The following is a 24,211-nucleotide window of genomic DNA, read 5'->3' as shown; positions in this document are numbered from 1 at the left end:
TCCATCCACGTGGCGACGGCGGCTACGCGGATCACGCAGCCGCCGTCGGCAGGGGAAGTCGTCAGCCCCGCCCGGGTGGGCGGGAGAAGCGCTGCTGGAGAAGCACCGCGACCACGATGATGACACCTTTCGCCACGGCTTGAACCGAAGACGACAGATTGTTCTGAATGAACACGTTCGTCAGCGTCGCAAAGATGAGCACTCCGAAGACGGTGCCGGCGATCGTGCCGCGGCCGCCGACGAGCAGGGTCCCCCCGACCACGACGGCCGCGATGACATCGAGTTCGAGGAGCTGGCCGTTCGTGGAGCTTCCAGCCGTGGTGCGACCCAGGAACATCACGCCGGCGATACCGGAGGCCAGACCGGCGAGAACGTAGAGCCACATGACATGGCGCTTGACGTTGATGCCCGCCAGCCGCGCCGCCTCGCGGTTGCCGCCGATCGCGACCGTGCGACGACCGAACGTGGTGCGGTTCAGCAGCACCCATCCGAGCACCGCGACGATCAGGAAGATCCAGATGAGCATGTTCACGCCCAGGATGTCGGCGTTCATGAAGGTGATGAAGCTGCGGTCCTCGACCACGAGCGTGCGACGCTCGGCGAGGATCTCCGCGAGACCGCGCGCACCCACGAGCATCGCGAGGGTCGCCATGAACGCCACGACGTTGCCGTACGCGATCACGATGCCGTTGAGGAGGCCCGCGGCCGCACCGACGGCGAGGGCGAAGACGACGAACACGATCCAATGCATCGAATCGGCGAGGTCCTGCACGACGGCGAGGGTGCCGACGACGGAGGCGAGGCCCACGACCGATCCGACCGAGAGGTCGATTCCACCGGCGATGATGACGAGCGTCATGGCGATGGCCACGACCCCCGTGATCGATGCCTGTCGGAGGATCACGAAGATGTTGTCGACCGTGAGGAATGTCCCCGGAGCGGTGATGGCGCCGACGATGAGCATCACCACGAGGGCGACGACGAGGCCGACGTTGCGCCCGGCGGAGCCGGAGAAGAAGGCCTTCACGGGCGACGCCGCGGTGGAGGTTACCGGGGCCGTGCCGGCCTCGGCGGGAACCGTGCGCGCACGGGTCGGGGTGGTCGGCTCGCTCACGCGGCGGATCCTTTCATGACGAGGTCGAGCACACCGTGCTCGTCGATCTGGTGGGAGGGGAGCGTACGGAGGATCTGGCCGTCGGACACGACGAGCACGACGTCCGCCAGGCCCAGCACTTCTTCGATCTCACTGGAGACCACGACGACCGCGTTCCCGGCGGCGGCCAGGTCGCGGATGAGGGTGTAGATCTCCGCGCGGGCGCCGACGTCGACGCCGCGGGTGGGTTCGTCGAGCAGCAGCACCTCGGTGCCGTGGATGAGCCATCGGGCGAGGAGGATCTTCTGCTGATTGCCGCCGGAGAGCGTCCGGGCCGCACGGTCGGGGTCGGCGGGCCGCAGTTCGAGAGCCTCGATCTGCTCCTGCGCCACCCGGCGCGCAGAGCGATCGTCGAGGAAGCCGCCTCTGGCGAAGCGTGACATCGACGCCATCGTCGCGTTGACGAAGATCGGCTCGTCCAGCACGAGACCCTGGCTCTTGCGCTCCTCCGGCGAGAGTCCGACGCCGGCGCGGACGGCGGCGAACACCGACCCGCGGGGAAGCGCCACACCTCTGACGCTGACGCTGCCGCCCGACGAGCGACGAGCGCCGTAGACGGTCTCGAGGATCTCCGACCGGCCGGAGCCGACGAGCCCGGCGAGGCCGACCACCTCTCCTGCACGCACGGAGAACGACACATCCGAGAAGACACCGGTGAGGGAGAGGTCCGTCACCTCCAGGACGACCGGGGCGTCGGGCGCGACCGGGACGCGCTCGGGGAAGACGTTGGTGATCTCGCGTCCGGTCATGAGCCGGATCAGCTCCGGCGTGGGGGTCTCGGCGGCCGGCAGACCCACCGCGGTGGTACGACCGTCCTTGAGCACCGTGATGCGGTCGCCAATCTGCCGGATCTCCTCGAGGCGGTGCGTGATGTAGACGACCGCGATGCCTTCGGCGGTGAGTTCCCGGACGACGGCGAACAGGTTCTTGACCTCCTCGCTGTCGAGCACGGCGCTGGGCTCGTCCATGATGATGAGCTTGGTGTCGTGCGAGAGCGCGCGCGCCATGCTGACGATCTGCTTGTTGGCGGCGCTGAGCGTGCCGACCTCGGCGTGCGGGGAGAGGCCCGCGTGACCGAGGCGGCGGAGCAGCTCCGTGGTCTGTCGCGCCGCCGCGGACCTCTTCGTGAAGCCGCCACGGGCGAGCTCGTGCCCGAGGAAGATGTTCTCCGCGATGGTCAGCCCGTCCACGACATCGAGCTCCTGGTACATCGTGGCGATGCCGAGGTCGATGGCGGCCTGGGGACCGGCGATCTCCACGGTCTCCCCCTGCCAGCTGATCTCACCCCCGTCGGGGCGGTGGACCCCGGCGAGCGTCTTGATCAGGGTGGATTTGCCCGCCCCGTTCTGGCCGAGCACGCAGTGGACCTCGCCGGCCCGCACCTCGAGGTCGACGCCGCGAAGGGCCTGCACGCCGGCGAAGGACTTGGTCACTCCGCGGACGTCGAGTAATGACGAAGCATGGTCAACTTTGATCACGTGGCGAACATAACACGCCGCCCGCTTGGCGCGCGACACTCGATAATGCGGAGATCGCGCAAAACCCCCGCCCCGACACGTGCCCTGCTGGACCGGCTATCGGGCGCTTCGGAGAGGCGTCGCTCACTTTTATCGGTCTGTTATCAAAAGTTGACTACCGCACTGCCACTTCTGCTAGCGTGAGCGGCGTCAGAGCGGACCCTTCCTTCGGGATGACCCGGGGCTGCCATGACCCCAGCTGCATCACATTCAAGGAGGAAGTACATGCGCTCACAGATGAAGACGCGCTCCCGTTTGGTTCTCACGGGGGTCGCCGTCCTCGCGTCGGTCGGCCTGCTCGCCGGCTGCACCGGTTCGAACGACGACGCCCAGAATGTCGTCGATCAGGGCACCAGCGCCGAAGAGAACGCCGCCACCGGCGACACCGTCACCATCGGCTTCTCCGGTCCCGCCGCCGACCACGGGTGGCTCGGCGCCATCAACTCCGGCGCCCTGGCCGCGGCCGAGAGCTTCCCCGACGTCGATCTGCAGGTCGCCGAGGGAACCAACGACGTCAGCGCGCAGATCGCCGCCGTCGAGACCTTCATCAACAACAAGGTCGACGCCATCGTGCTGCTGCCCAGCGACGGCGCGGCCCTCACAGAGGTCGCGATCAAGGCGATGAACGCCGGCATCCCGGTCATCAACGTCGACCGCGAGTTCTCCAGCCCCTTCGCCGCACGCTCGACCGTTCTCGGCGACAACTACGGGATGGGCGTCAGCGCCGGAACCTACGTCTGCGACCAGCTCGAGGGCAACAGCAGCGCTGTCGTCGCCGAGATCGCCGGCATCGACTCCCTCCCGCTCACGCAGGATCGTTCGGCGGGCTTCGCCGACGCGCTGTCGGACTGCGGCCTCGAGGTCGGTCCCCGCGTGGCCGCGGACTTCACCGTCCAGGGCGGGGAGTCGGCGACATCGCAGCTGCTCTCGGCCAACCCGAAGATCGACGCCATCTGGAACCACGACGACGACCAGGGCATCGGCGTGCTCGCCGCCATCACGGCCTCGGGCCGTGACGAGTTCTTCATGGTCGGCGGCGCCGGGAGCCGCAACGCCATGGAGGCGATCGAGGCCGGCGACACTCCCCTGCAGGCGACCGTCATCTACCCGTCGACGCAGGCGGCCGACGGCATCGCGCTCGCGCGCCTGATCGCGCAGGGCAAGACCGCGGGTGACCTCATCACCCCCAGCGTGCCCAACCGCATCGTGCTCGACGCCCCGGTCGTGACGAAGGACAACGTGGCGTCCTTCATCGATCTGTCGTTCGAGTCCTGATCGGTTCGGGGCGTCCACGGTCGCCGTGGGCGCCCCGTCCTCCATCCCCCACAGAAAGACCCTCATCGTGACCCAGCACCTCCGCATCGCCATGATCGGCGCGGGATTCATGGGCGCCGCGCACTCCCAGGGATGGCGCGTCGCACCCCGCTTCTTCGATCTCCCCCTCGCCCCCGAGATGAGCGTCCTCGTCGGACGCGACGCCGCCCGCACCCGGGCCGCGGCCGACACCTGGGGGTGGGCCGAGAGCTCGACCGACTGGCGCGAGGTGCTCGAACGCGACGACATCGACGTCGTCGACATCGTCACCCCCGGCGACTCCCACGCCGAGATCGCCATCGCCGCGCTTGCGGCGGGAAAGCACGTCCTGTGCGAGAAGCCCCTCGCCAACACCGTCGACGAAGCCCGCCGCATGGCCGAGGCCGCGGCATCCGCTCAGCGATACGGCATCCGCTCGATGGTCGGCTTCACCTACCGACGCCTGCCTGCGACCACCTTCGCCCGCGATCTCATCGCGACCGGCCGCCTCGGCGACATCCGTCAGGTGCGCGCCGAGTACCTGCAGGACTGGCTCAGCGACGCCGACGCGCCGCTGACGTGGCGCCTGCAGAAGGATCGCGCCGGCTCCGGGTCGCTCGGCGACATCGGCGCCCATGCCGTCGACATCACCGAGTTCATGACCGGCTTGAGGGTGACGCGGGTGGCGGGGCTGCTCGAGACGATCGTGTCGGAGCGCCCCGTGCTGGACTCCGCCTCCGGCCTCTCCGGCTCGGCCGGCGCCGGGCGCGGCGCCGTCACGGTCGACGACCTCGCCCTCTTCACGGGTCGGCTGGAGAACGGCGGCCTCGCCTCGTTCGAGGCCTCGCGATTCCGTCTCGGCCGCAAGAACGCCCTGCGCGTCGAGATCTCCGGCTCCCTCGGCTCGCTGTCGTTCGACCTCGAGAGTCCCAACGAGCTGCAGTTCTACGACGCCACGCTGCCCGCGACGGAGCAGGGGTTCCGCCGCATCCTCGTCACCGAACCCGAGCACCCCTACGTCGGCGCCTGGTGGCCCACCGGTCACATGCTCGGCTACGAGCACGGCTTCTCGCACCAGGCGAAGGACTTCGTCGAGGCGGTCGCGGCCGACGAGGATCCGCGCCCGTCCTTCGCGGACGGTCTCCACGTGCAGGAGGTCCTGGATGCCGTGGCCCGCAGCTCCGACGCGGACGGGGTCTGGACGGGCGTCGAACCCTCCCTCGCACCGTCGACCGTTCCCGACCGCGCGTACGCGGCATCCTGAAACATTCCCCGTTCCCTTCCGATGAGAGGTTCCCCGCGATGACGCGACCGATCACCCTGTTCACGGGCCAATGGGCCGACCTGCCGTTCGAGGAGGTGGCCCGACTCGCCGGCGAGTGGGGCTACGACGGCCTCGAGATCGCCTGCTGGGGCGATCACCTCGACCCCTGGCGCTGGGACGACGAGCAGTACGTCCAGGGCAAGCTCGACGTGCTTCAACGCCACGGCCTGAAGGTGTGGACGATCTCCAACCACCTCAAGGGCCAGGTCGTCTGCGACGACCCCATCGACCAGCGCCACCGCGACATCGTGTCCGACCGGGTGTGGGGCGACGGTGACCCCGAGGGCGTCCGCCGGCGCGCCGCCGAGGAGCTGAAGAACACCGCCCGCCTGGCTTCCGCGCTGGGGGTGAAGACGGTCACCGGCTTCACCGGGTCGAGCATCTGGAAGTACGTCGCGATGTTCCCGCCCGCCACCGAGGAGATGGTGGATGCCGGGTACCAGGACTTCGCGGACCGGTGGAATCCGATCCTCGACGTCTTCGACGAGGTCGGCGTGCGCTTCGCCCACGAGGTGCATCCCTCGGAGATCGCCTACGACTACTGGACGACGAAGCGGGCGCTCGAGGCCATCGGGCACCGCGAGGCGTTCGGGCTGAACTGGGACCCCTCGCACATGGTGTGGCAGGACATCGATCCGGTCGCGTTCCTGTGGGACTTTCAGGACAAGATCTTCCACGTGCACTGCAAGGACACGAAGAAGCGTCTGTCGAACGGCCGCAACGGCCGCCTGTCGTCGCACCTGCCGTGGGCGGACCCCCGTCGCGGCTGGGACTTCATCTCCACCGGCCACGGCGACGTCCCGTGGGAGGACGCCTTCCGCATGCTGAACGCGATCGGCTACGACGGTCCACTGTCGGTCGAGTGGGAGGACGCCGGCATGGACCGCCTGGTCGGAGCGCCCGAGGCGCTCGGCTTCGTGCGGAAGCTGTCGTCGTACGAACCGTCGGGGGCGGCGTTCGACGCGGCGTTCAGCCGGCGCTGATCGGTGCGAGCAGCCGGAAGCGAAGAGGAGGGCCGGGCGCGTGAGGCGTCCGGCCCTCCGTGCGTCCGCGGCCGCCGCGGAGGAGGGATGCCATCGGGTGGGGTCGTCTCCGCTGCGAACAGCCCGCCCCGCGGCATGCCTGTTCTGGACGCGTGCCCCGCGTCAGACGCGCAGGCCGCGGAGCACCAGATCACGGACACCCGCGGCGGGCAGCGACTCGACATCGGGAAGCAGCGCGGAGTCGCTGCTGATGATCATCGGGGCGTCCGCGCGCGAGGAGGGCAGGCGCCCGTGGGTCCCGCGCACGCACGTGGGATCGAGTGGTACGGTGCTCATCGCATAGCGCAAGCCGAGCTTCTTCTTCACGAGGTTCGCTCCCGCCTTGGCCTTCGCGAGGCGGTCGGCGGGGTCGAAGAACAGCTCGGCGGGGTCGTAGCCGGGCTTGCGATGGATATCGACGCCCCGGGCGTACTCGGGCGCGCGAGCGTCGTCGAGCCAGAAATAGTAGGTGAACCACGCCCCCGGCTCGGCCACCACGACGAGCTCGCCGGCGCGCTCGTGATCGAGGCCGTAGCGGGCCTGCGCCTCACGGTCCAGCACGTCGTCGACCCCGTCGAGCCCCTGTAGCAGTGAGCGGACGCGCGGAAGGTCGCCGGCATCCGGAACGTAGACGTGCGCGACCTGGTGGTCGGCGACGGCGAACGCACGTGAGGTCCAGGGGTCCAGTTGCTCCCGCCCGTCCTGCACATACACCTCGAGCAAACCCTCACGGCGCAGCGCACGGTTGATGTCGACCGGTCGCGAGGCCTCCTCGATGCCGTACTCCGACACGGCCAGCACCGAGTAGCCGCGGTCGACGGCGTCGGTCAGCAGCGGCGCGATGGCGTCGTCCAACTCCCGCGCGGCGCGGTCGGCCTCCGGCGCATTCGGGCCGAAGCGTTGGAGGTCGTAGTCGAGGTGCGGGAGGTAGGCCATGGCGAGATCGGGGGACGGCCCCCAGCGCCCGGTGACGAGGCCGCGCGTCGCCTCGGCCAGCCACGCGCTGCTGCGGATCGTGGCGGTGGGCCCCCAGTACTGGAACAGCGGGAACTCCCCCAGCGCCCCCACGAGCTGGTCGTGCAGGACCGCGGGGCGGACGTACGCGTCGGGGCTCTTCCGCCCGTCGGCGTGGTAGATCGGCCGTGGGGTGACGGTGACGTCGGTCGTCGCCCCCATCGCGAACCACCAACCGAGGTTGGCGACGGTGAGCCCGGGTCGCGCGCGGCGCGCGGTGTCCCACACTTTCTCACCCGCGACCAGCTTGTTGTGCTGGCGCCAGAGCAGGGGGTCGCCGAGACCGCGGAAGTACCAGCCGTTGCCGACGATTCCGTGTTCGCGCGGCGCCAGCCCGGTGAGCATGGTCGACTGAACGCTGCATGTGACCGCCGGGAGGATGGTGTCGAGCCCCATCTGCCCGCCGACGCGTCCGATCGCGCTCAAGCGGGGCATCGAGGCGAGTGCGCGCGGAGTGAGGCCCACGATGTCGAGGAGGAGGACTTTGCTCATGCGCGGGTTCCATCCGCGGCGGTGGCGGCCGCGGCCCCGGCGAGTGCGCGCGGAAGGTTCTCGAGCGCCCAACGCAGTTCGGCGGCGATGCCCTCCACGAGGGTGCCGGGTCGCATCTGGTCGGGGAGCACCGACCACGTGTACGTCTCGACGTCGAGGTGCGCCCGGTCGCCGTCGGGGGTGGACAGCACCGCCTCGACGGCAGCTTCCAGGACCTCAGTGGTCGCGCGCAGGGGCGGCGCGGGACGGGCGTGCAGGGGGATGTGGACGTGCACCCGCCACGCGCGATCCCTCGGCCACGCCTCGGCGGCGTCGAGGACCTCGGGCAGGTCGTCGGCTGCGCGGGTGCCCCCGGCCTCGCGCACCTGATGCACGTAGCGTTCCTCGGCGAAGGGACGGAGAGCGGCTTCCGTGCGGGGATCCGAGGGGTCGGGCACCTCGAGGGCCACGGAGGCCTGCACCTTGACCACCCTGATGCCGGCCGCCACCGCGGCGGCGACGGCCTCGGCGGGAGGGGCGAACGAAACGGCCAGGTGGCACGTGTCGAGGCACAGGCCGATCCGGCCGTCGGCGATGAGGCGCGGACGCGCGCTCAGCCAGGCGACGATGTCGGCGACGTCGTCGAGGATGCAGCCGGGCTCGGGCTCGATGGCCACGCGCACCGTGCGCCCCGTCTCGCGCTCGAGCGCGGCGAGTCCGTCGACGAGTCGGACGAGCGAGGCCTCGGCGGCGTCGTCGTCGGCGGAGCCCCACCCATCCCGCCATCCCAGCGGGAGCGTGGAGATACTGCCGTCCGCGCCGTCGGGCAGGAGCGCGGCGAGCACGCGTGCGCAGTCGAGCGTGTAGTCCAGGCGTTCTCTCGTGGTCCAGTCGGGGCGGTAGACCGCGAGCTTGACGACGTCGTCGTGGAACCCGCGGTAGGGGAAGGCGTTGATCGTGCGCAGCTCGAGGCCGTTGCGCTCGAGTGCGGCGGCGAGCGTCGCCCGGGCCTCGCCGTCGCGCGCGAGGAGCGACGCCGTGCCGACGGGTAGCCACAATCCCACGCCGAGACGGTCGAGACCCGCCTCTCGCCGCACCGGGCCGGCATTCTCGTCGAGCTGGCGGACGATGCCGGGCAGGTCTTCCGCCGGGTGGACATTGGTGCAGTACGAGAGGTGCATCACGCCCCCTGACGCGTGGCCGTGCCGCGCAGAACCGAGTTGCCCTCGAACACGTCGGGGCCCTGGTTCGCCGGGGCGAACCCCTCGATCGGGTCGGTGTTCACCCGACCGCTCTGCGCGTAGAAGTCGCGCGGGTTACGCCACAGGATGCGGTCGACGTCGTCGTCGCTGAAGCCGGCGTCGAGCATCGCGAGGCCCGTCTTGGCCGTCTTGAGCGGGTCGGATCGGCCCCAGTCGGCCGCGGAGTTGACGATCACGCGGTCGAGGCCGATGCGCTGCATGATCGCGACCACACGCCGCTCGTCCATCTTCGTGTCGGGGTAGATCGAGAAGCCCATCCACGCCCCGCTGTCGGCGACGGCATCGACGCAGGTCTCGTTGAGGTGATCGACGAGGACGCGCTCGATCGGGATGCCGGACTCGGCGACGACGTCGAGGGTACGCTGCGTGCCCACCGCCTTGTCACGGTGTGGGGTGTGCACGAGGACCGGCAGGTCGAACTCCATGCCGAGGGCGAGATGTCCGCGCAGGATCTCGTCCTCCTCGGGGGTCATCGAGTCGTATCCGGTCTCGCCGACGGCGACCACGCCGTCTTTGGCGAGGTAGGTCGGCAGCTCGGCCATGACCTCGCGGCACCGTGGATCGTTCGCTTCTTTGGGGTTCAGCGCGATCGTGCAGTGGTGGCGGATACCGAACTGCGCGGCGCGGAATCTCTCCCAGCCGATCAGGGCGTCGAAGTAGTCGAGGAAGGACCCCACGCTGGTTCGGGGCTGACCGAGCCAGAACGCCGGTTCGACGAGGGCGCGGACGCCCGCGTCGTACATCGCCTCGTAATCGTCGGTCGTGCGGGCGGACATGTGGATGTGGGGGTCGAAGATGCGCATGTCAGGCCCTTTCGGCGAGGAGGTGATCGGTGGAGCGTGAGAGGAGAGCGAGGTCGGCCGGCACGGAGCGGCCCGCCGCCCGGCGTTCCTCGGCGAAGCGCGCACCCATGGCGGCGAGCTCGTCGTCGGCGCGTTCGGCGAGGCCGGCGACGACGACGAGCGGGATGCCGAGGAACACGCACTTGAGCACGCCGTGGCGCCACGCGGGGTCGTCGAGGTGCGCGGCGGCGAACCGGCCCAGGGCGGCGGCGACGAGACGGGTGTCGTTGGCGCGGAGGGCGTCGACGACGAGTTCGAGGCCCGCTTCGCGCCAGCCCGGGGACGGCGCGGCGAGCGCGTCGAGACCGCGCAGCACTCCCCGGCGCTCCGCATCGTCACCCCGGCGGTACAGAGCGCGGACCACATCGGGGTCGGCTCCGGAGTCGGCGAGTGCCGCGACGATCGCGGCCCGCGACACGTCGTCGGCGGTGGGGGCGAACGGCTCCGGTGACAGCGGCTCTCGCCCCACCTCGCGTCCGGCCGAGGCGAACAGGCGCGCCGCGCGGGCGGCATCCGTCTGCACCGCCTCGACGGCGCGGGTGGTCCAGGGGTGGGGCACGGGCGTCGGAAGAGCGGAGGGTCGCCCCGGAGCGACGGCTCCTCCCTCGTTCGGACCTGCGGCGACCGTGCGAGGCGGTGTCTCGGACGCCGCGAGCAGCGCCGCCATGCTCGCACGGGCGAGCTCGGGGGCCGCGTGGGCGTGACGAGGCAGTTCGACGGCCACCACACCGCGGTAACCGATCTCGCGGAGGACGGCGAGGGCCGCGGGCAGGTCGAGCTCGCCGTCGCCGAAAGGGAGGTGCTCGTGGGCACTGGGGAGCATGTCGTCGGCCTGGACGTTGCACAGCAGCGATCCCGCGGCGCGGAGGGCGCCGACGACGCCGTCGGGTTCGACGACGACGCAGTGACCGAGGTCGACGGTCACGCCGAGGGCCGCGGGATGACCGAGGCGAGCGCGCACGGCCAGGGCATCGGCGACGGTCTCGACGAGCATCCCGGGTTCGGGCTCCAGCGCGAGGGTCACCCCCGCTGCCGCGGCATCCGCGGTCAAAGCGAGGAGGCGCTCGTCGAGCAGGACGCGCGCCGCCTCGGTCGAGACGTCGTCGGGCACCACGCCGCTCCACAGCGACACGCAGTCGGCGTCGAGGATCGCCGCGATCTCGATCGCCCGACGGAGGAAGTCCATGCGCGGCCCCGCCTCGCGGTCGACGAGGGTCGGACGGTGCTTGCGGAACGCGTCGAGCAGATAGCGCGTCCCGGTCTCGACGACGACGCGCAGCCCCCGGCGGCGCAGATCGACCGCGAGGGCCTCGGTCTGCTCACGCCAGTCGGCGGCGAAGGGGTCGAGATGGGGATGCCCGAGCGTGAGGGCGACGGCACGATAGCCGTGGTGCTGGAGCACATCGAGCGCCGAGGGAAGCGGGTGGTCGGTGAAACCGTTCGTGCCGTAGCCCCAGGTCCAGTCCACGCTCATGTGATGTCTCCTCCGGATCGGCGGCGTCCGAGGAGGCGGCCCGCCCCCTCGACGCCGAGAAGCGCTGCCGTGGCGAGGGGCGCACTCGCGCGAGCCGCGAGGGCCGACTGCAGGGGCACGACGGAACGGATGCCGGCCCTGGTCGCATCACGGGCCTCGGCCGCGCCGGGTCGGCGGGCGACGGCGATCTGCCCGGGGAGCACCGCGGCGAGGTAGCGGGTCGCCCCCAGCAGCGCGGCGGGGCGATTCGAGCGCCCGACGAGAGTGGACACCGCGACGGCGACGCTGGCCCCGACCGCGGCGACGCCGGTGCCACGCGTGGAACCCGAGACCTCGCCCCGCGAGACGGCGGTGACGGCCACCGTGTGCACGGCCACCGCTCCCGCGGGAAGCAGCGCCGCACGCCAGCCGGGCCCCGCGGCGCCCAGGACCACGTCGAGTCCGCGGCACACGGCCATGGCCACCGGCCCCGCGGCCGTGGGCTTGAGCACCACGTCATAGGCCCAGAGCGTGGTCGCGAGGACGAGCGACACCATGCCCGACGCGCGGCCCGCCGCGAACGCTGCCCCCACCCCGGTCACCGTCAGCCCCGCCCCGACGGCGAGCGCGCGCCGACGACTGAGACGCCCCGAGGGGATGGGGCGCTCCGGCCGCTCGAGCGCATCGAGGTCGGCATCCGCCCAGTCGTTCACGGCCATGCCCGCGCTGTACAGGCAGACCGACGAGGCCGCGAGCGCCGCCCCGCGCGCCGCTCCGCCGGCGCCCGGACCGCGCGCGGCGAGCGCCCCGATGAGCGCGTCGCCCAGCACGGTGAGCGACGCGGGGGCGCGGACCAGGTCGAGGTAGTCCGCGACGCGCGTCACGGCGCGGCGACCCGGGCCGCCGCGACGGCGGCGGCGGTCTCGTGCACCCAGGCGACGAACTGCGCGGTCTGGTCACCGAAACCATGCACGTCGCTGCCCCACGGGTCTTTGAAGAAGCAGCCCAGGGCGGGCACGACCCCCGCGTGGCCGGCGCGGGTGGCGAGCGAGAGCGAACGGACCAGGTCGATCACGAGCGGGGCGGCGAGGGCGGAGTCGTATGCGCTCCAGGTCGTCTGCAAGGTCACGCGACTGCCGAGGAAGCCGGTGGCGTTGACGTGGTCCCACGCGGTCTTGACGTCGCCGAGGTCGGGGACGTTGTCGATGTGCAGAGGGGCCACGACGTCGTCGCCGACGAGGGCGTGCAGTCCGCGGTTCTTCGACACGAGCTTGGAACGCACCGCCTCGGGGTCGGCCAGGGTGGCCCCATCACCTCCGCCGAGGAGGTTGGTACCGGCCCAGGACTGCACACGGAACCCGCGCGCCGCGAACATCGGAGCGAGCACCGTGCGCAGCAGCGTCTCGCCGGTCTTCCCGTCCTGACCGGCGTAGGCGATGCCGGCGCGGTCGGCGCGCTCGCGCAGCACGGGGAGCGTGAGCGACGCGGAGGGGGTGAAGGCGGCATAGGCGGCGCCGGCCGCGATCGCGGCCAGGGCCGCGCGCGAGCTCGGCGGCAGAACCCGCACGCCGGGCGTGGTGAGGGCGGTCTGCAGCAGGTCGTCGTCGTCGAAGCAGGGGTGGTCCGGCGGCAGCGGCTCGGTCGACGAGACGTCGATGACGACGACTTCGCGCAGGCCGTGCCGGTCGCGGAAGTCGATGATGTCGGCCGCGAGCAGATCGATCTCCTCCTGCTGCGTAGTGGTGAGGGTCGGCACGGGGCGCAGGTTCTCCTCCGTCTCGCGCAGGCGGCCACGCGTCGCTTCGACGAGGGCGGCGGGGAACATTCCGCCCGCGGCGAGTTGGGCCGCCCGCTCCTCGAGCGGGGTCGTCGAGATGTCGTGGCCGCCGACGACGATCCCGCCGATCGCGGGGAACTCCTCGACCCGCACGGCGTCGGTCTCGGTGGTGAGCCCCACCGGCGCCGCCGCACCGAGGGCGAGAGCGTGGATGCCGAGGGTCGCGGTGGTGGCGAGGGAGCCGCGCGCGCCGATGAACCAGGCGCCGACCTCCGGGGCGTGGGGGGTATCCGAAGTGTTCACTCGTGTGGTCCGTTCTTCGTTGAGGGACGTGATGGCCGGGCGCACACGACGGCACGGCCCCGGGGTGAGGGGCCGTTCGAGCGGGGCGCTCCGAGGGGGATGGAGGGCGACCCGGGGTGGTGAGGGTGTACTCGTCGTCGAGGTGTCCTGGCTCTTCCGACAGTATCCGGGCTTTTGCGGAATGGCAACCAAAAGATGCTTCGTGCGTATGCAGAAATCGCTCAGCGAACAGCAGGTGCGCCGCGTCGCCCGGAACGCCCGTCGTCCGATCCGGTCAGCGCTCAGCCGCGGCGGGCGAGCTCCCTCAGCACTGCCGTGTCGACGGCACGCGACGACTCGACCCCCGCCGAACGGCCCTCGCCGTTCATCCGTCGTCCGTGAGGGGGCGCGGTTCAGCCCCTCGCCGGCAGCCGCCGGTCGAGCCACGCGAGGAGGTCGGCGCGGACGGCATCCTGCTCCCGCTCCGCGAAGATCTCGTGCCGCGCGCCCGGATAGACCAGCGTCGTGACGTCGGTGAGACCCGACCGGTCGCGGTAGGCGTCCGCCAGCCGGTGGACGCTGCGCGGACCGCCCACGGTGTCGTCGCGACCGACCATGAGCAGTATCGGCACGTCGTGGCCGAGATCGCGCCGCGGCCGACCGAAGAGCTTGGCCGCCTCGAGGGGTCCGAAGAGCTTCATCAGCGGCTCCGAGGTCGTCAGGGGGTCGGCGACGAAGTCGCGGCCCACCTGCTCGTCGCTCGAGAGCCACTCCATCCCCGACCCGCGCACGTGCTTCCACGGGGCGTTGAGGTCGCCGGCGTTCAGCGCCCCCGGCCAGCGGAGGGCGGACCCGCTCAGCACGACGGCGTCGTAGGCGTCCGGATGCCGGTCCAGCAGCATCTGCGCGAGGAAAGACCCCCACGAGTGGCCGAGGAGGACCAGCGGCAGGTCGGGATGCGCCTCGCGGATGAGCTGCGTGAGGGTCCACACCGCGTCGCGCGCGGCACCGAGACCGCCGGGGCCGAGCCGTCCGAGCCGCCGGTGGTCGCCGGCCCACTGGCGGAGCCCGGTGCGCCCGTGTCCTCGATGGTCGTCGGCGTAGACCGTGTAGCCGTCGGCGACGAGGGCGTCGATGAGAGCGCCGTAGCGACCCGCGTGTTCACCGACGCCGTGCAGCAGCTGCACCACGGCCCGCGGCTCGGCGGCCTCGTGGACGTCATAGACGATCGGGATGCCGTAGGCGTCGACGAACTCGGGCATGCGCCGAGTTTAGGGGCGACGCGTGCTCGATGTGCGGCCGGAACGCGCGGCCGCGCGGCCGCGAAGCACGGCATCCATTCCGTTAGCAAGACTAATGAGCTACCCTCGAACGCAGGAACATGAATGATCGCGTCGACGAATCCCCCCTTCCCGACCTGAGTCATGACTTCAGCGCCGCGGCCTCCGAGCTGCGCATGGCCACGTTCCGTCTGGCCCGTCGCCTCCGGGCGCAGCGGGCCGTCGACACCATGAGCGACGGGCAGTTCGCCGTCCTCGCCGCCCTCACGGTGCACGGTGCGCACACGCTCGGCCAGCTGGCCGATCGTGAGCGCGTCACCGCCCCGTCGATGAACCGGACGGTGTCGTTGCTCGAGGAGGCGGGCTACATCAGCCGCATCCCCGACGAGGTCGATCGTCGCCGCGTGACGATCGACCTCACCGACTTCGGGCGCACGATCGTCGACGAGACCGTCCGACGCCGTGACGCCTTCGTGGAGGAGGCCCTCGCCGAGCTCTCCCCCGAGGAACGCGACACGTTGGCCCGCGCCGCGGTGATCATGAGGAAGGTGGCCGACAGATGAGCTCGTCGATGTTCCGGTCGCTGTCGATCTTCAACTACCGCGTCTGGTTCATCGGCGCCCTCGTCTCCAACGTCGGGGCCTGGATGCAGGCGACGGCCCAGAACTGGGTCGTGCTCACCCAGCTGACCGACAACGACGCGGCCGCCATGGGCGTGACCATGGCGCTGCAGTTCGCGCCACCGCTCCTGCTCGTGAGCGTGACGGGGTGGGTGGCCGACCGCTTCGACCGCCGCAAGCTCATCATGTGCACGCAGTCGGCGCTGCTGCTGCTGGCCGTGACCCTCGGCATCCTGTTGCTGACCGGGGTGATGACCCTGCCCATGATGTTCGGCTTCGCCCTCGCGCTCGGCGTCGTGACCGCGTTCGACAACCCCGCCCGGCAGGCGTTCGTGTCCGACGTCGTCGCCCAGGAGAACGCCTCGAACGCCGTCGCCCTGAACGCGGCGTCGTTCAACACCGCACGCCTGATCGGTCCGGCGGTCGCGGGCGTCATGATCGTCGCGATCGGCACCGGGTGGGTGTTCCTCGTCAACGCGTTCACGTTCCTGGCCATGATCACCGCCCTGCTGATCATGCGACCCCACGAGCTCGTGGTGCACCACCGCCGGGGCGGGCCCGCGCGGCTCGCCGACGGCTTCCGCTACGTCGCCCACCGGGCCGACCTCGTCGTGATCTTCATCATGGTGTTCCTGCTCGGCGCGTTCGGCATGAACTTCCCGATCTTCGCCTCCACGATGGCCCTCGCCTTCGGGCGCGGCGCCGACGGCTTCGGCCTGCTGAGCTCGTTCGTCGCGATCGGCTCCCTGACCGGCGCCCTCCTGGCAGCGCGCCGTGAACGCGCCCGTATGCGCGTGGTGATCCTGGGCGCGGGCGGGTTCGCCGTGGCATCCGCCCTCTCGGTCTTCGCCCCCTCGTACGAGACGTACGCGGCGACCCTCGTGCTGACCGGCTTCTGCGTGGTGACCACCCTGACGACGGCCAACGGCTACGTGCAGACGACGACCGACCCCGCCCTGCGCGGGCGGGTGCTCGCGCTGTACATGGCGATCCTCCTCGGCGGCACCCCCGTCGGCGCCCCCATCGTCGGCGCCGTCGCCGCCGAGTTCGGCCCGCGTGCCGCCATCGCGCTCGCGGCCGGCGTCGCCCTCGTCGCGTGCGGCATCGGTGTCACGTGGACCCTCGCCTCGGGGCGCGTGCACCGGCACGACACGAAGCGCTTCCGCCTCACCGTCGACGAGACACGGCCCATCGCCGTCGTGAACCCCGAGCCCGAGGACTTCAGCGACGAGATCGCCGGGACCACGCCCATCCCGCTCCCGCCGGGCGAACGATCGGCCCTCCGCCCGCGCCACGGCGCCTGATCCGCCGAGCCGCGCGCCCCCCTGCCCCTGCTCGCCGAAGGGATCCTGTCCGCCCCGGTCGGCTGCACCCGACGGCGCGGACAGGGACAGGGGATCCACCGACCCGCGAGGGACACGCGCCGGCGAGGCTGGAACGGATCGACGCAAGCCCTTTCCCTCGATAATCTAGCTAGATAATCTAGCTACATGAACGGAAACCCGGACGGGCGCCGCTGGGCGGGCCTTGTCTTCATCAGCATCGCCGTCTCGCTGATCATCGTCGACTCGACGATCGTCAACGTCGCCGTGCCCTCGATCGTGGAGGAACTGAAGATCTCCTCGACCGAGGTGCAGTGGGTCCAAGAGGCCTACACCCTCGTCTTCGCCTCGCTGCTGCTGGTCTTCGGCAGCCTCGCCGACCGATTCGGTCGACGACGGCTCATGCTCCTGGGCGTCGTCGTCTTCGCCGTCGCGTCGATCGCCGCCGCCCTCGCGCCGACCGGCGGTCTGCTCATCCTCGCCCGCCTCATCCAGGGCGTGGGCGGGTCGATGATCCTCCCGACGACGCTGTCGATCATCAACGCCACCTTCCGCGGGCGCGAGCGCGGCATCGCCTTCGCCGTGTGGGGTTCCACGATCGGCGGCATGGCGGCCGTCGGCCCGCTGCTGGGCGGCTGGCTCACCACCGCGTTCTCGTGGCGGTGGGCGTTCGGCATCAACATCCCGCTCGGACTGCTCATCGTCATCGGCGTGCTGTTCACCGTCGCCGAGTCGCGCAGCGATCGCGTCGAGCGCATCGACGGTGTGGGTGCGCTGCTGTCGGTGCTGACGATGGCCCCGCTCGTCTTCGGGCTCATCGAGGGGCGCACCTACGGATGGTGGACGCTCGATTCCGCACCGACGATCGGCGACTGGACCTGGCCGCTCGCCCTGTCACCGGTTCCTCTGGCCTTCGGACTGGCCCTCGTCGCCCTCGTGGCGTTCATCGCGTGGGGCCTGCGGCGACAGCGCCGCGGAGAGCCGACCCTGCTGGCCTTCGGGCTGTTCCGCATCGCCTCGTTCCGCAACGGCAACATCGCCGCAGCCGTCGTCTCGCTCGGCGAGTTCGGCATCATCCTCGCCCTCCCGCTCTGGCTGCAGTTCGTCGTGGGCTTCGACGCGCTGCAGACGGGCCTGCTGCTGCTCTCCCTCGCGATCGGCTCGTTCGTCGCGAGCGGCATCGCCGGGGCGTTGAGCGGGCGCGTCGCCCCGGTCTGGATCGTGCGCGGAGGCCTGCTGGCGGAGATCATCGGCGTCGCCGGGGTGGCGTTCACGATCGGCCCGGATGCCACCTGGGGCCCGCTCATCCCCTTCCTCTTCGTGTACGGGGTCGGTGTCGGCCTCGCCACCGCGCAGTTGACCGGTGTCGTGCTCGCGGAGGTGCCCCCGTCGGCCAGCGGGCAGGCGTCGGGCACCCAATCGACCTCGAGGCAGCTCGGGGCGGCCCTCGGCGTCGCCGTGCTCGGGACCGTGCTCTTCTCGACCACGGCGGGGGTGCTGGCATCCACCCTCGACGATCGCGGCATCCCCGCCGCCCAACGCGACCAGGTCGTGTCGCAGGTGGTCGACAGCGCCGGCGCGGCGATCGCGGGCCTGGCCGCGTCGCCCGAGACGCAGGACCTCGCGATCAATGCCCGCGCCGCGTTCAGCGACGGCACCCGCGCGGCCGCCTTCACGGCGGCGGGCTTCCTCGTGCTCGGGCTCGCCTCGACGGCGACGCTCGGGGCGGGCGCGCGGCGTCGCGAGGGCGCGGAGGAGAGGATCGACGAGAGGGCGTGAGCGCGTGGCGAGCTCGCCCGGCGCTCGCGGATCAGGCGTCGACGCCGGCGATCTCACGGAGGACGGCGAGGTGACTCCGCCACGCCGTGCGACCCTCCGCGGTCATGGTCAGGGAGGTGCGCGGCATCTTGCCCGCGAACGACTTCCCGACCGAGAGGTATCCCCCCGCCTCGAGCGCCGACACCTGCTTGCTCAGCGCGGAATCGGTGATCTCCACGGCATCGCGCACTTCCTTGAAGCTCAGGGTCGTCGCGCGGTCCAGGGCGGCCATGATCGAGAAGCGCACGGAGTTCTGGAGCAGGTCGTCGAGACGGTGCCGTGGATGCCGGGCAGCCGTGGTCATGAGCGAGCCTCGCGCGCCGCGCAGACGAGGGAGACGAGCAGGACGACTCCGGATGCCACGCCCGCGAGCAGCACGGACCCGTGCGCCCAGATGACGACGGCCAGGGCGATCGCGTAGGAGGCGAACCACGCGGCGATGTACGCGGTCCACCGACGACTGCGGGCGAACGCGGCACGCCCCTGGATGCTGATGACGAAGAAGAGCAGCAGTGCGAACGTCACGGCCAGGGTGCCGACGTAGGCGAGACCGAACGCATCGCCCGTCGCGAGGGCCATGGCGAAGGTCCCCATGGACGTCGCCACGCCCAGCGCCACGATGAAGGTGATGTAGGGCCAGCGGGTCGCGTCGTGAGCGGACCTGCTGAGGCGCTCCGCGCGGGCGAGGAGGGTTCGGGCTTCGGAAGCGGTGACCGCGGGGTGGGCGTCCATGGGAGTCCTTTCGACTCCTTCAGTCTTGCAATTACTTTCCCTTATGGCAAGTACTTTCTCCCGATTCGTCGGCGATGCGGGGGAGGAGGCGAACTCCGCCCCCGCATCGCTCTCGGCTCGGACGTCGCGCGGTCGGTCAGACGCGCGCGTCGACCGCTTGGTCGCCGACCGGGACCAGGCGCGTGAGCTGCGTCACGTGGCGCGGCTCGAGCTCCTCGAGCGACGAGACGCCGAGCAACGTCATGGTGCGCTCGATCTCGCTCCGCAGGATCGCGATGGTGCGGTCGACGCCCTGACGTCCACCGGCCATCAGGCCGTAGAGGTACGCGCGCCCGATGAGGGTGAACTTGGCCCCCAGGGCGATGGATGCCACGATGTCGGCGCCGTTCATGATGCCCGTGTCGACCATGACCGTGGCATCCTTCCCGACCTCGCGCACGACCTGCGGCAGCAGGTGGAACGGGATCGGCGCGCGGTCGAGCTGACGCCCGCCGTGGTTGGAGAGCACGATGCCGTCGACACCGAGGTCGACCAGGCGCGCGGCATCCTGAACGTTCTGCACGCCCTTGACGACGATCTTGCCCGGCCACATGCCACGGATGACGTCGAGGTCGTCGTAGCTGATCGTCGGGTCCATGGCGGCGTTCAGCAACTCGCCGACGGTGCCACCGGTGGTGCTGAGCGAGGCGAATTCGAGCTTGGGCGTCGTGAGGAAGTCGATCCACCACCACGGGCGCGGGATGGCGTTGACGATCGTGCCGACGGTGAGCTGCGGCGGGATCGAGAAGCCGTTGCGCTTGTCACGCAGGCGGGCGCCGGCGATGGGGGTGTCGACGGTGAACTGCAGGGTGTCGAAGCCGGCCTTGGCGGCGCGCTCGACGAGGCCGTACGAGATGTCGCGCTGCTTCATGACGTAGAGCTGGAACCAGTTGCGCCCGACGGGGTTGGCCGCCTTGACGCCCTCGATCGAGGTGGTGCCGAGCGTCGACAGGGTGAACGGGATGCCGGCGGCCGCCGCAGCCGACGCCCCCGCCGTCTCGCCCTCGGTCTGCATCAGGCGCGTGAAGCCGGTGGGCGCGATGCCGAAGGGCAGCGCCGAGGGGCCGCCGAGGATTTCGCACGAGGTGTCGACGTCCGCCGCGGGACGCAGGATGTCGGGGTGGAACTCGACGTCCTCGAACGCGCGGCGCGCCCGGTCGAGCGAGAGCTCGCCTTCGGCGGCGCCGTCGGTGTAATCGAAGGCCGCCTTCGGGGTGCGACGCTTCGCGATCGTGCGGAGGTCGGCGATCGTCAGCGCCGCGTCGAGGCGGCGCTTGCGCGCGTCGAGCTCGGGCTTCTTGAACTGCATGAGCTCGAGGAGCTCGCCGACTTTGGGGAGCTGTCGCTGCACCATGGAGATCTCTCTTTCGTGTGGTCTGACCACATAGTACGCCCCACCCTCGCGGGCGGGAAGGGGGCTCAGGGGCGGGGAGCGAACCGCCGCGGAGGGAAGGCGTCGGCGACGCGCTGACGCAGGTCGTCGAGCGAGGCGTCGCCGCCGAAGCAGCCCAGGGCGCGCGCCTGCACGAGCACGTTGCCCAGTGCGGTCGCCTCGACGGGACCGGCCAGAACCGGAAGGCTGCTGCGGTCGGCCGTCGCCTGGCAGAGAAGCGCGTTGAGCGCACCCCCGCCGACGAGGTGGATGACGTCGACCTCGCGTCCGGCCAGATCGCCCGCGGTGCGCACGGCGCGGGCGAAGGCGTCGGCGATGCTCTCGACGATGACCCGCGCGAACGCCGCGCGTGCCTCGGCGCGGGGCTCCGGCATCCCGAGCAGGGCCGCGATGCGCGCCGGCATGTCACCCGGGGCGGCGAGCGAGGGGTCGTCGGCGTCGAACAGGCGCGCGGGCGCCGAGACGGTCGCGGCCTCGGCGAGCAGGTCCGGCAGGTCGACCGGGGCGCCGTCGTGCTCCGACCAGGCCCGCACCGTCTCGCTCAGGAGCCACAGTCCCGTGACGTTGTGGAGGAACCGCACGCGAGAGTCGACCCCGCCCTCGTTCGTGAAGTTCGCCGCGCGGGCGGCATCCGTCACGATCGGCGCGGAGAGCTCCAGACCGACGAGCCCCCAGGTGCCGCACGAGATGTAGGCAGCGTGCGGCGTCGACAGCGGCACGGCGACGATCGCCGAAGCCGTGTCGTGCGATCCGACGGCGACCACGGGCAGGCCCGGCGCTCCCGAGCCGGCGACCCCGATGGTCTCACCCGGGTCCACGAGCGGAGGTAGAACGGACGACGGGATGCCGAGCGCCTCGGCGAGGGCGAGATCCCACTCCCCCGTGCGCACGTCGAGCAGTCCGGTCGTCGAGGCGTTCGTGCGCTCCGCGACGCGTCGGCCGGTGAGCCGCGCGGCGAGGAGATCGGGGATGAGCAGGCTCGCCTCGGCGTCGACGACGCGGGGGTCGGCGGCGTACTGGTAGAGCGTGTTGAACGGCAGGAACTGCAGACCGTTGCGTCGATAGAGCTCCTCGAACGGAACGACCGCGTGCACGGCATCCACCCCGCGTGCGGTGCGCTCGTCGCGGTAGTGGAAGGGCTCCGCGAGCAATCCGTCCGGGCCGAGCAGGCCGTAGTCCACCGCCCAGGAGTCGATGCCGACGCTCTCGATCGACGGCTCTCGGCGCCGCGCTTCGGCGAGCCCCTCGCGCACGTGACCCCACAGGGCCTCGACGTCCCAGTGCCAGCCGTCGGCGCGCTGCACCGGACCGTTCGGGAAGCGCGCGACCTGCTCGAGCTCGAGCACGCCGTCGCCGACCCGGCCGATCATCACGCGACCGCTCGTCGCGCCGAGATCGACGGCCGCGACGGCGCGGATGCCGCCGCGCGCCGGGGAGCCCGCGGTCTCCCCGCTCATCGCAGGAAGGCCGCGGCGACGCCCGAGTCGACGGGCACGTGCAGGCCGGTCGTGCGCGAGAGCTCGGGTCCGGTGAGCACGAACACCGCGTCGGCGACGTTCTCGGGGACGACCTCGCGCTTGAGGATCGTGCGGTTGGCGTAGAACTGACCGAGGTCCTTCTCGTCGACGCCGTAGGTGGCGGCGCGGTTGGCGCCCCAGCCGGCGGCGAAGATGCCCGAGCCGCGCACGACGCCGTCGGGGTTGATGCCGTTCACGCGCACGCCGTGCTCGCCGAGTTCGACCGCGAGGAGTCGCACCTGGTGCGCCTGGTCGGCCTTCGTCGCGGAGTAGGCGATGTTGTTCGGGCCGGCGAAGACGCTGTTCTTCGACGAGATGTAGATGACGTCTCCGCCCATCTTCTGCTCGATGAGGGCCTTGGCCGCCGCCTTCGACACGAGGAAGGACCCCTTGGCCATGACGTCGTGCTGCAGGTCCCAGTCCTTCTCGGTGGTCTCCAGCAGCGGCTTCGACAGCGAGAGCCCCGCGTTGTTCACGACGAGGTCGATGCCACCGAAGGCGAGGACCGTGGCGTCGATCGCGGCCTGCACGCCCTCGGCATCCGCCACGTTCGCGGCGACCCCGATGGCGACGTCGGTCGAGCCGAGCTCCGCGGCCACGGCCCGGGCCTTCTCGAGGTCGAGGTCGGCGACGACGACGCACGCGCCCTCGGCGGCGAGGCGGGTCGCGATGGCCTTGCCGATTCCGGATGCCGCTCCCGTGACGAAGGCGATGCGCCCCTGGTGCGTCTTCGGCTTCGGCATGCGCTGGAGCTTGGCCTCTTCCAGCGCCCAGTACTCGATGCGGAACTTCTCGGCATCCGAGATCGGAGCGTAGGTCGACAGCGCTTCCGCGCCGCGCATGACGTTGATCGCGTTGACGTAGAACTCGCCCGCCACGCGCGCGGTCTGCTTGTTCGCGCCGTACGAGAACATGCCCACGCCCGGCACGAGCACGATGAGCGGGTCCGCACCGCGGATCGCGGGGCTGTCGGCATCCGCGTGCGCGTCGTAGTACGCCTGGTAGTCCTCGCGGTACGCGACGTGCAGCTCCTCCAGGCGCGCGATCGAATCCTCGACCGAGGCGTCGGCCGGCAGATCGAGGATCAGCGGCTTGACCTTGGTGCGCAGGAAGTGATCCGGGCAGCTCGTGCCGAGTGCGGCGAGGGCGGGAGCCTTCTCGGATGCCAGGAAGTCGAGCACGACGTCGGAGTCGGTGACGTGACCGACCATCGGCTTGTCGGTCGAGGCGAGACCGCGGATGGTGGGGGCCAGGGCCGCGGCCTTCGCGCGGCGCTCGGCCTCGGGCAGGGCGGCGAAGCCCGCGCGCACCCCGCCGAACGGCTCGGCCGCACCGTGCTCGTCGATGTAGGCCTGCGCGGTGTCGATGATCCACAGGCTGTTGCGCTCGGCCTCCTCGGAGGTGTCGCCCCACGCCGTGATGCCGTGACCGCCCAGGACCGTGCCGATCGCCTGCGGGTTCTTCTCCTTGATCGCGGCGATGTCGAGACCCAGCTGGAAGCCCGGGCGACGCCACGGCACCCACACGACCTTGTCACCGAAGATGGTCGTCGTCAGTTCTTCGCCGTCGGCCGCGGTCGCGATCGCGATGCCCGCATCGGGGTGCAGGTGGTCGACGTGGGCGGCATCCACGAGTCCGTGCATCGCGGTGTCGATCGAGGGGGCGGCGCCCCCCTTGCCGTGCAGGCAGTAGTCGAAGGCCGCGACCATCTCGTCTTCGCGCTCGATGCCGGGGTAGACGTCGACGAGCGCGCGCATGCGGTCGAGCCGCAGCACCGCGAGGCCCTTCTCGGTGAGCGTGCCGAGGTCTCCCCCGGAACCCTTGACCCACAGCAGCTCGACCGGCTCCCCGGTGACGGGGTCGATGTCGGTGCCCTTGGCGGAGGTGTTTCCGCCGGCGTAGTTGGTGACCTTCGGGTCGGAGCCGAGGCGGTTGCTGCGCGCGACGAGGTCGGCGGCGGTGGAGCTGGTCATGACGTTCCTCACGGGTGAGAGCGACGGGAAGGAGAACCGGGGCGGCGGTGATTCAGGGCCCACCGCCCCGGTGGTCGAAGGACCGTCGGCGGGCCGACGGTGGGAGG

At 71.1% G+C, this 24,211-nt stretch carries 20 protein-coding genes; 6 read left to right on the top strand and 14 right to left on the bottom strand.

The annotated features are described in order from the left end of the window. Positions 1 to 61: 61 nt before the first annotated feature. Entirely contained in the window at positions 62 to 1,114 is a 1,053-nt protein-coding gene (locus tag AB0N82_RS05630; RefSeq protein WP_363389114.1) for an ABC transporter permease, read from the bottom strand. Then, a complete protein-coding gene (locus AB0N82_RS05625; RefSeq protein ID WP_363389434.1) occupies positions 1,111 to 2,586 on the bottom strand; it encodes a sugar ABC transporter ATP-binding protein in 1,476 nt (491 codons plus the stop codon). Before AB0N82_RS05625 ends, AB0N82_RS05630 begins: the two co-directional genes overlap by 4 nt. A 309-nt stretch (positions 2,587 to 2,895) precedes the next feature. Between AB0N82_RS05625 and AB0N82_RS05620 the strand changes: the two genes are divergently transcribed. From AB0N82_RS05620 to AB0N82_RS05610, 3 genes are all read left to right on the top strand, one after another. Further along, a complete protein-coding gene (locus tag AB0N82_RS05620; protein WP_315994447.1) occupies positions 2,896 to 3,945 on the top strand; it encodes a substrate-binding domain-containing protein in 1,050 nt (349 codons plus the stop codon). Positions 3,946 to 4,036: 91 nt separating this feature from the next. Beyond that, a complete protein-coding gene (locus tag AB0N82_RS05615; protein ID WP_363389431.1) occupies positions 4,037 to 5,227 on the top strand; it encodes a Gfo/Idh/MocA family oxidoreductase in 1,191 nt (396 codons plus the stop codon). A gap of 38 nt (positions 5,228 to 5,265) precedes the next feature. Further along, positions 5,266 to 6,270: a sugar phosphate isomerase/epimerase family protein gene (locus tag AB0N82_RS05610; protein ID WP_315994446.1), complete on the top strand. Its 1,005-nt coding sequence runs from the start codon at positions 5,266 to 5,268 to the stop codon at positions 6,268 to 6,270. Positions 6,271 to 6,432: 162 nt separating this feature from the next. Here AB0N82_RS05610 and AB0N82_RS05605 read toward each other — a convergent pair whose 3' ends face one another. The 7 genes from AB0N82_RS05605 to AB0N82_RS05575 form a co-directional block, all read right to left on the bottom strand. Continuing rightward, a complete protein-coding gene (locus tag AB0N82_RS05605) occupies positions 6,433 to 7,815 on the bottom strand; it encodes a nucleotide pyrophosphatase/phosphodiesterase family protein (protein ID WP_363389110.1) in 1,383 nt (460 codons plus the stop codon). Further along, positions 7,812 to 8,975 (bottom strand): metabolite traffic protein EboE, encoded by a 1,164-nt coding sequence (gene eboE / locus AB0N82_RS05600; protein WP_363389107.1) that lies wholly within the window; start codon positions 8,973 to 8,975, stop codon positions 7,812 to 7,814. The genes AB0N82_RS05605 and eboE overlap by 4 nt, the downstream gene beginning before the upstream one ends. Next, entirely contained in the window at positions 8,975 to 9,859 is an 885-nt protein-coding gene (locus tag AB0N82_RS05595; protein WP_315994443.1) for a TatD family hydrolase, read from the bottom strand. Before AB0N82_RS05595 ends, eboE begins: the two co-directional genes overlap by 1 nt. A 1-nt stretch (position 9,860) precedes the next feature. Then, positions 9,861 to 11,372, bottom strand: a complete 1,512-nt coding sequence (locus AB0N82_RS05590; protein ID WP_363389104.1) for an EboA domain-containing protein — start codon at positions 11,370 to 11,372, stop codon at positions 9,861 to 9,863. Further along, positions 11,369 to 12,235 (bottom strand): SCO3242 family prenyltransferase, encoded by an 867-nt coding sequence (locus tag AB0N82_RS05585; RefSeq protein ID WP_363389101.1) that lies wholly within the window; start codon positions 12,233 to 12,235, stop codon positions 11,369 to 11,371. Before AB0N82_RS05585 ends, AB0N82_RS05590 begins: the two co-directional genes overlap by 4 nt. Then, positions 12,232 to 13,431 carry an inositol-3-phosphate synthase gene (locus tag AB0N82_RS05580; RefSeq protein WP_363389098.1) on the bottom strand — a complete coding sequence of 400 codons (1,200 nt, stop codon included), beginning with the start codon at positions 13,429 to 13,431 and terminating at the stop codon, positions 12,232 to 12,234. Before AB0N82_RS05580 ends, AB0N82_RS05585 begins: the two co-directional genes overlap by 4 nt. A 392-nt stretch (positions 13,432 to 13,823) precedes the next feature. Next, entirely contained in the window at positions 13,824 to 14,672 is an 849-nt protein-coding gene (locus tag AB0N82_RS05575; RefSeq protein WP_363389095.1) for an alpha/beta fold hydrolase, read from the bottom strand. A 119-nt stretch (positions 14,673 to 14,791) separates the two neighbouring features. On the opposite strand from AB0N82_RS05575, the gene AB0N82_RS05570 reads away from it, so the two are divergent. The 3 genes from AB0N82_RS05570 (at position 14,792) to AB0N82_RS05560 (ending at position 18,411) form a co-directional block, all read left to right on the top strand. After that, positions 14,792 to 15,253: a MarR family transcriptional regulator gene (locus tag AB0N82_RS05570; protein WP_315994438.1), complete on the top strand. Its 462-nt coding sequence runs from the start codon at positions 14,792 to 14,794 to the stop codon at positions 15,251 to 15,253. After that, positions 15,250 to 16,614 carry an MFS transporter gene (locus tag AB0N82_RS05565; RefSeq protein WP_315994437.1) on the top strand — a complete coding sequence of 455 codons (1,365 nt, stop codon included), beginning with the start codon at positions 15,250 to 15,252 and terminating at the stop codon, positions 16,612 to 16,614. The genes AB0N82_RS05570 and AB0N82_RS05565 overlap by 4 nt, the downstream gene beginning before the upstream one ends. A gap of 186 nt (positions 16,615 to 16,800) precedes the next feature. Continuing rightward, positions 16,801 to 18,411 carry a DHA2 family efflux MFS transporter permease subunit gene (locus AB0N82_RS05560; RefSeq protein WP_363389090.1) on the top strand — a complete coding sequence of 537 codons (1,611 nt, stop codon included), beginning with the start codon at positions 16,801 to 16,803 and terminating at the stop codon, positions 18,409 to 18,411. A gap of 31 nt (positions 18,412 to 18,442) precedes the next feature. On the opposite strand, the gene AB0N82_RS05555 is transcribed toward AB0N82_RS05560, so the two are convergent. The 5 genes from AB0N82_RS05555 to AB0N82_RS05535 form a co-directional block, all read right to left on the bottom strand. Further along, positions 18,443 to 18,754 (bottom strand): transcriptional regulator, encoded by a 312-nt coding sequence (locus tag AB0N82_RS05555; protein ID WP_315994435.1) that lies wholly within the window; start codon positions 18,752 to 18,754, stop codon positions 18,443 to 18,445. Next, positions 18,751 to 19,182, bottom strand: a complete 432-nt coding sequence (locus AB0N82_RS05550; RefSeq protein ID WP_315994434.1) for a chemotaxis protein CheY — start codon at positions 19,180 to 19,182, stop codon at positions 18,751 to 18,753. The genes AB0N82_RS05555 and AB0N82_RS05550 overlap by 4 nt, the downstream gene beginning before the upstream one ends. A 136-nt stretch (positions 19,183 to 19,318) precedes the next feature. Beyond that, positions 19,319 to 20,575, bottom strand: coding sequence for an alpha-hydroxy acid oxidase (locus AB0N82_RS05545; protein ID WP_315994433.1), 1,257 nt, complete (start codon positions 20,573 to 20,575; stop codon positions 19,319 to 19,321). A 65-nt stretch (positions 20,576 to 20,640) separates the two neighbouring features. Beyond that, positions 20,641 to 22,071: a rhamnulokinase family protein gene (locus tag AB0N82_RS05540; protein WP_363389085.1), complete on the bottom strand. Its 1,431-nt coding sequence runs from the start codon at positions 22,069 to 22,071 to the stop codon at positions 20,641 to 20,643. Beyond that, a complete protein-coding gene (locus AB0N82_RS05535) occupies positions 22,068 to 24,104 on the bottom strand; it encodes a bifunctional aldolase/short-chain dehydrogenase (RefSeq protein WP_363389082.1) in 2,037 nt (678 codons plus the stop codon). Before AB0N82_RS05535 ends, AB0N82_RS05540 begins: the two co-directional genes overlap by 4 nt. Positions 24,105 to 24,211 lie beyond the last annotated feature (107 nt).

Source organism: Microbacterium sp. NPDC089186 (genome assembly GCF_040685115.1).
In the GTDB taxonomy this organism is placed as follows: Bacteria; Actinomycetota; Actinomycetes; order Actinomycetales; family Microbacteriaceae; genus Microbacterium; species Microbacterium galbum.
This window is presented reverse-complemented; position numbering and strand designations above follow the sequence as displayed.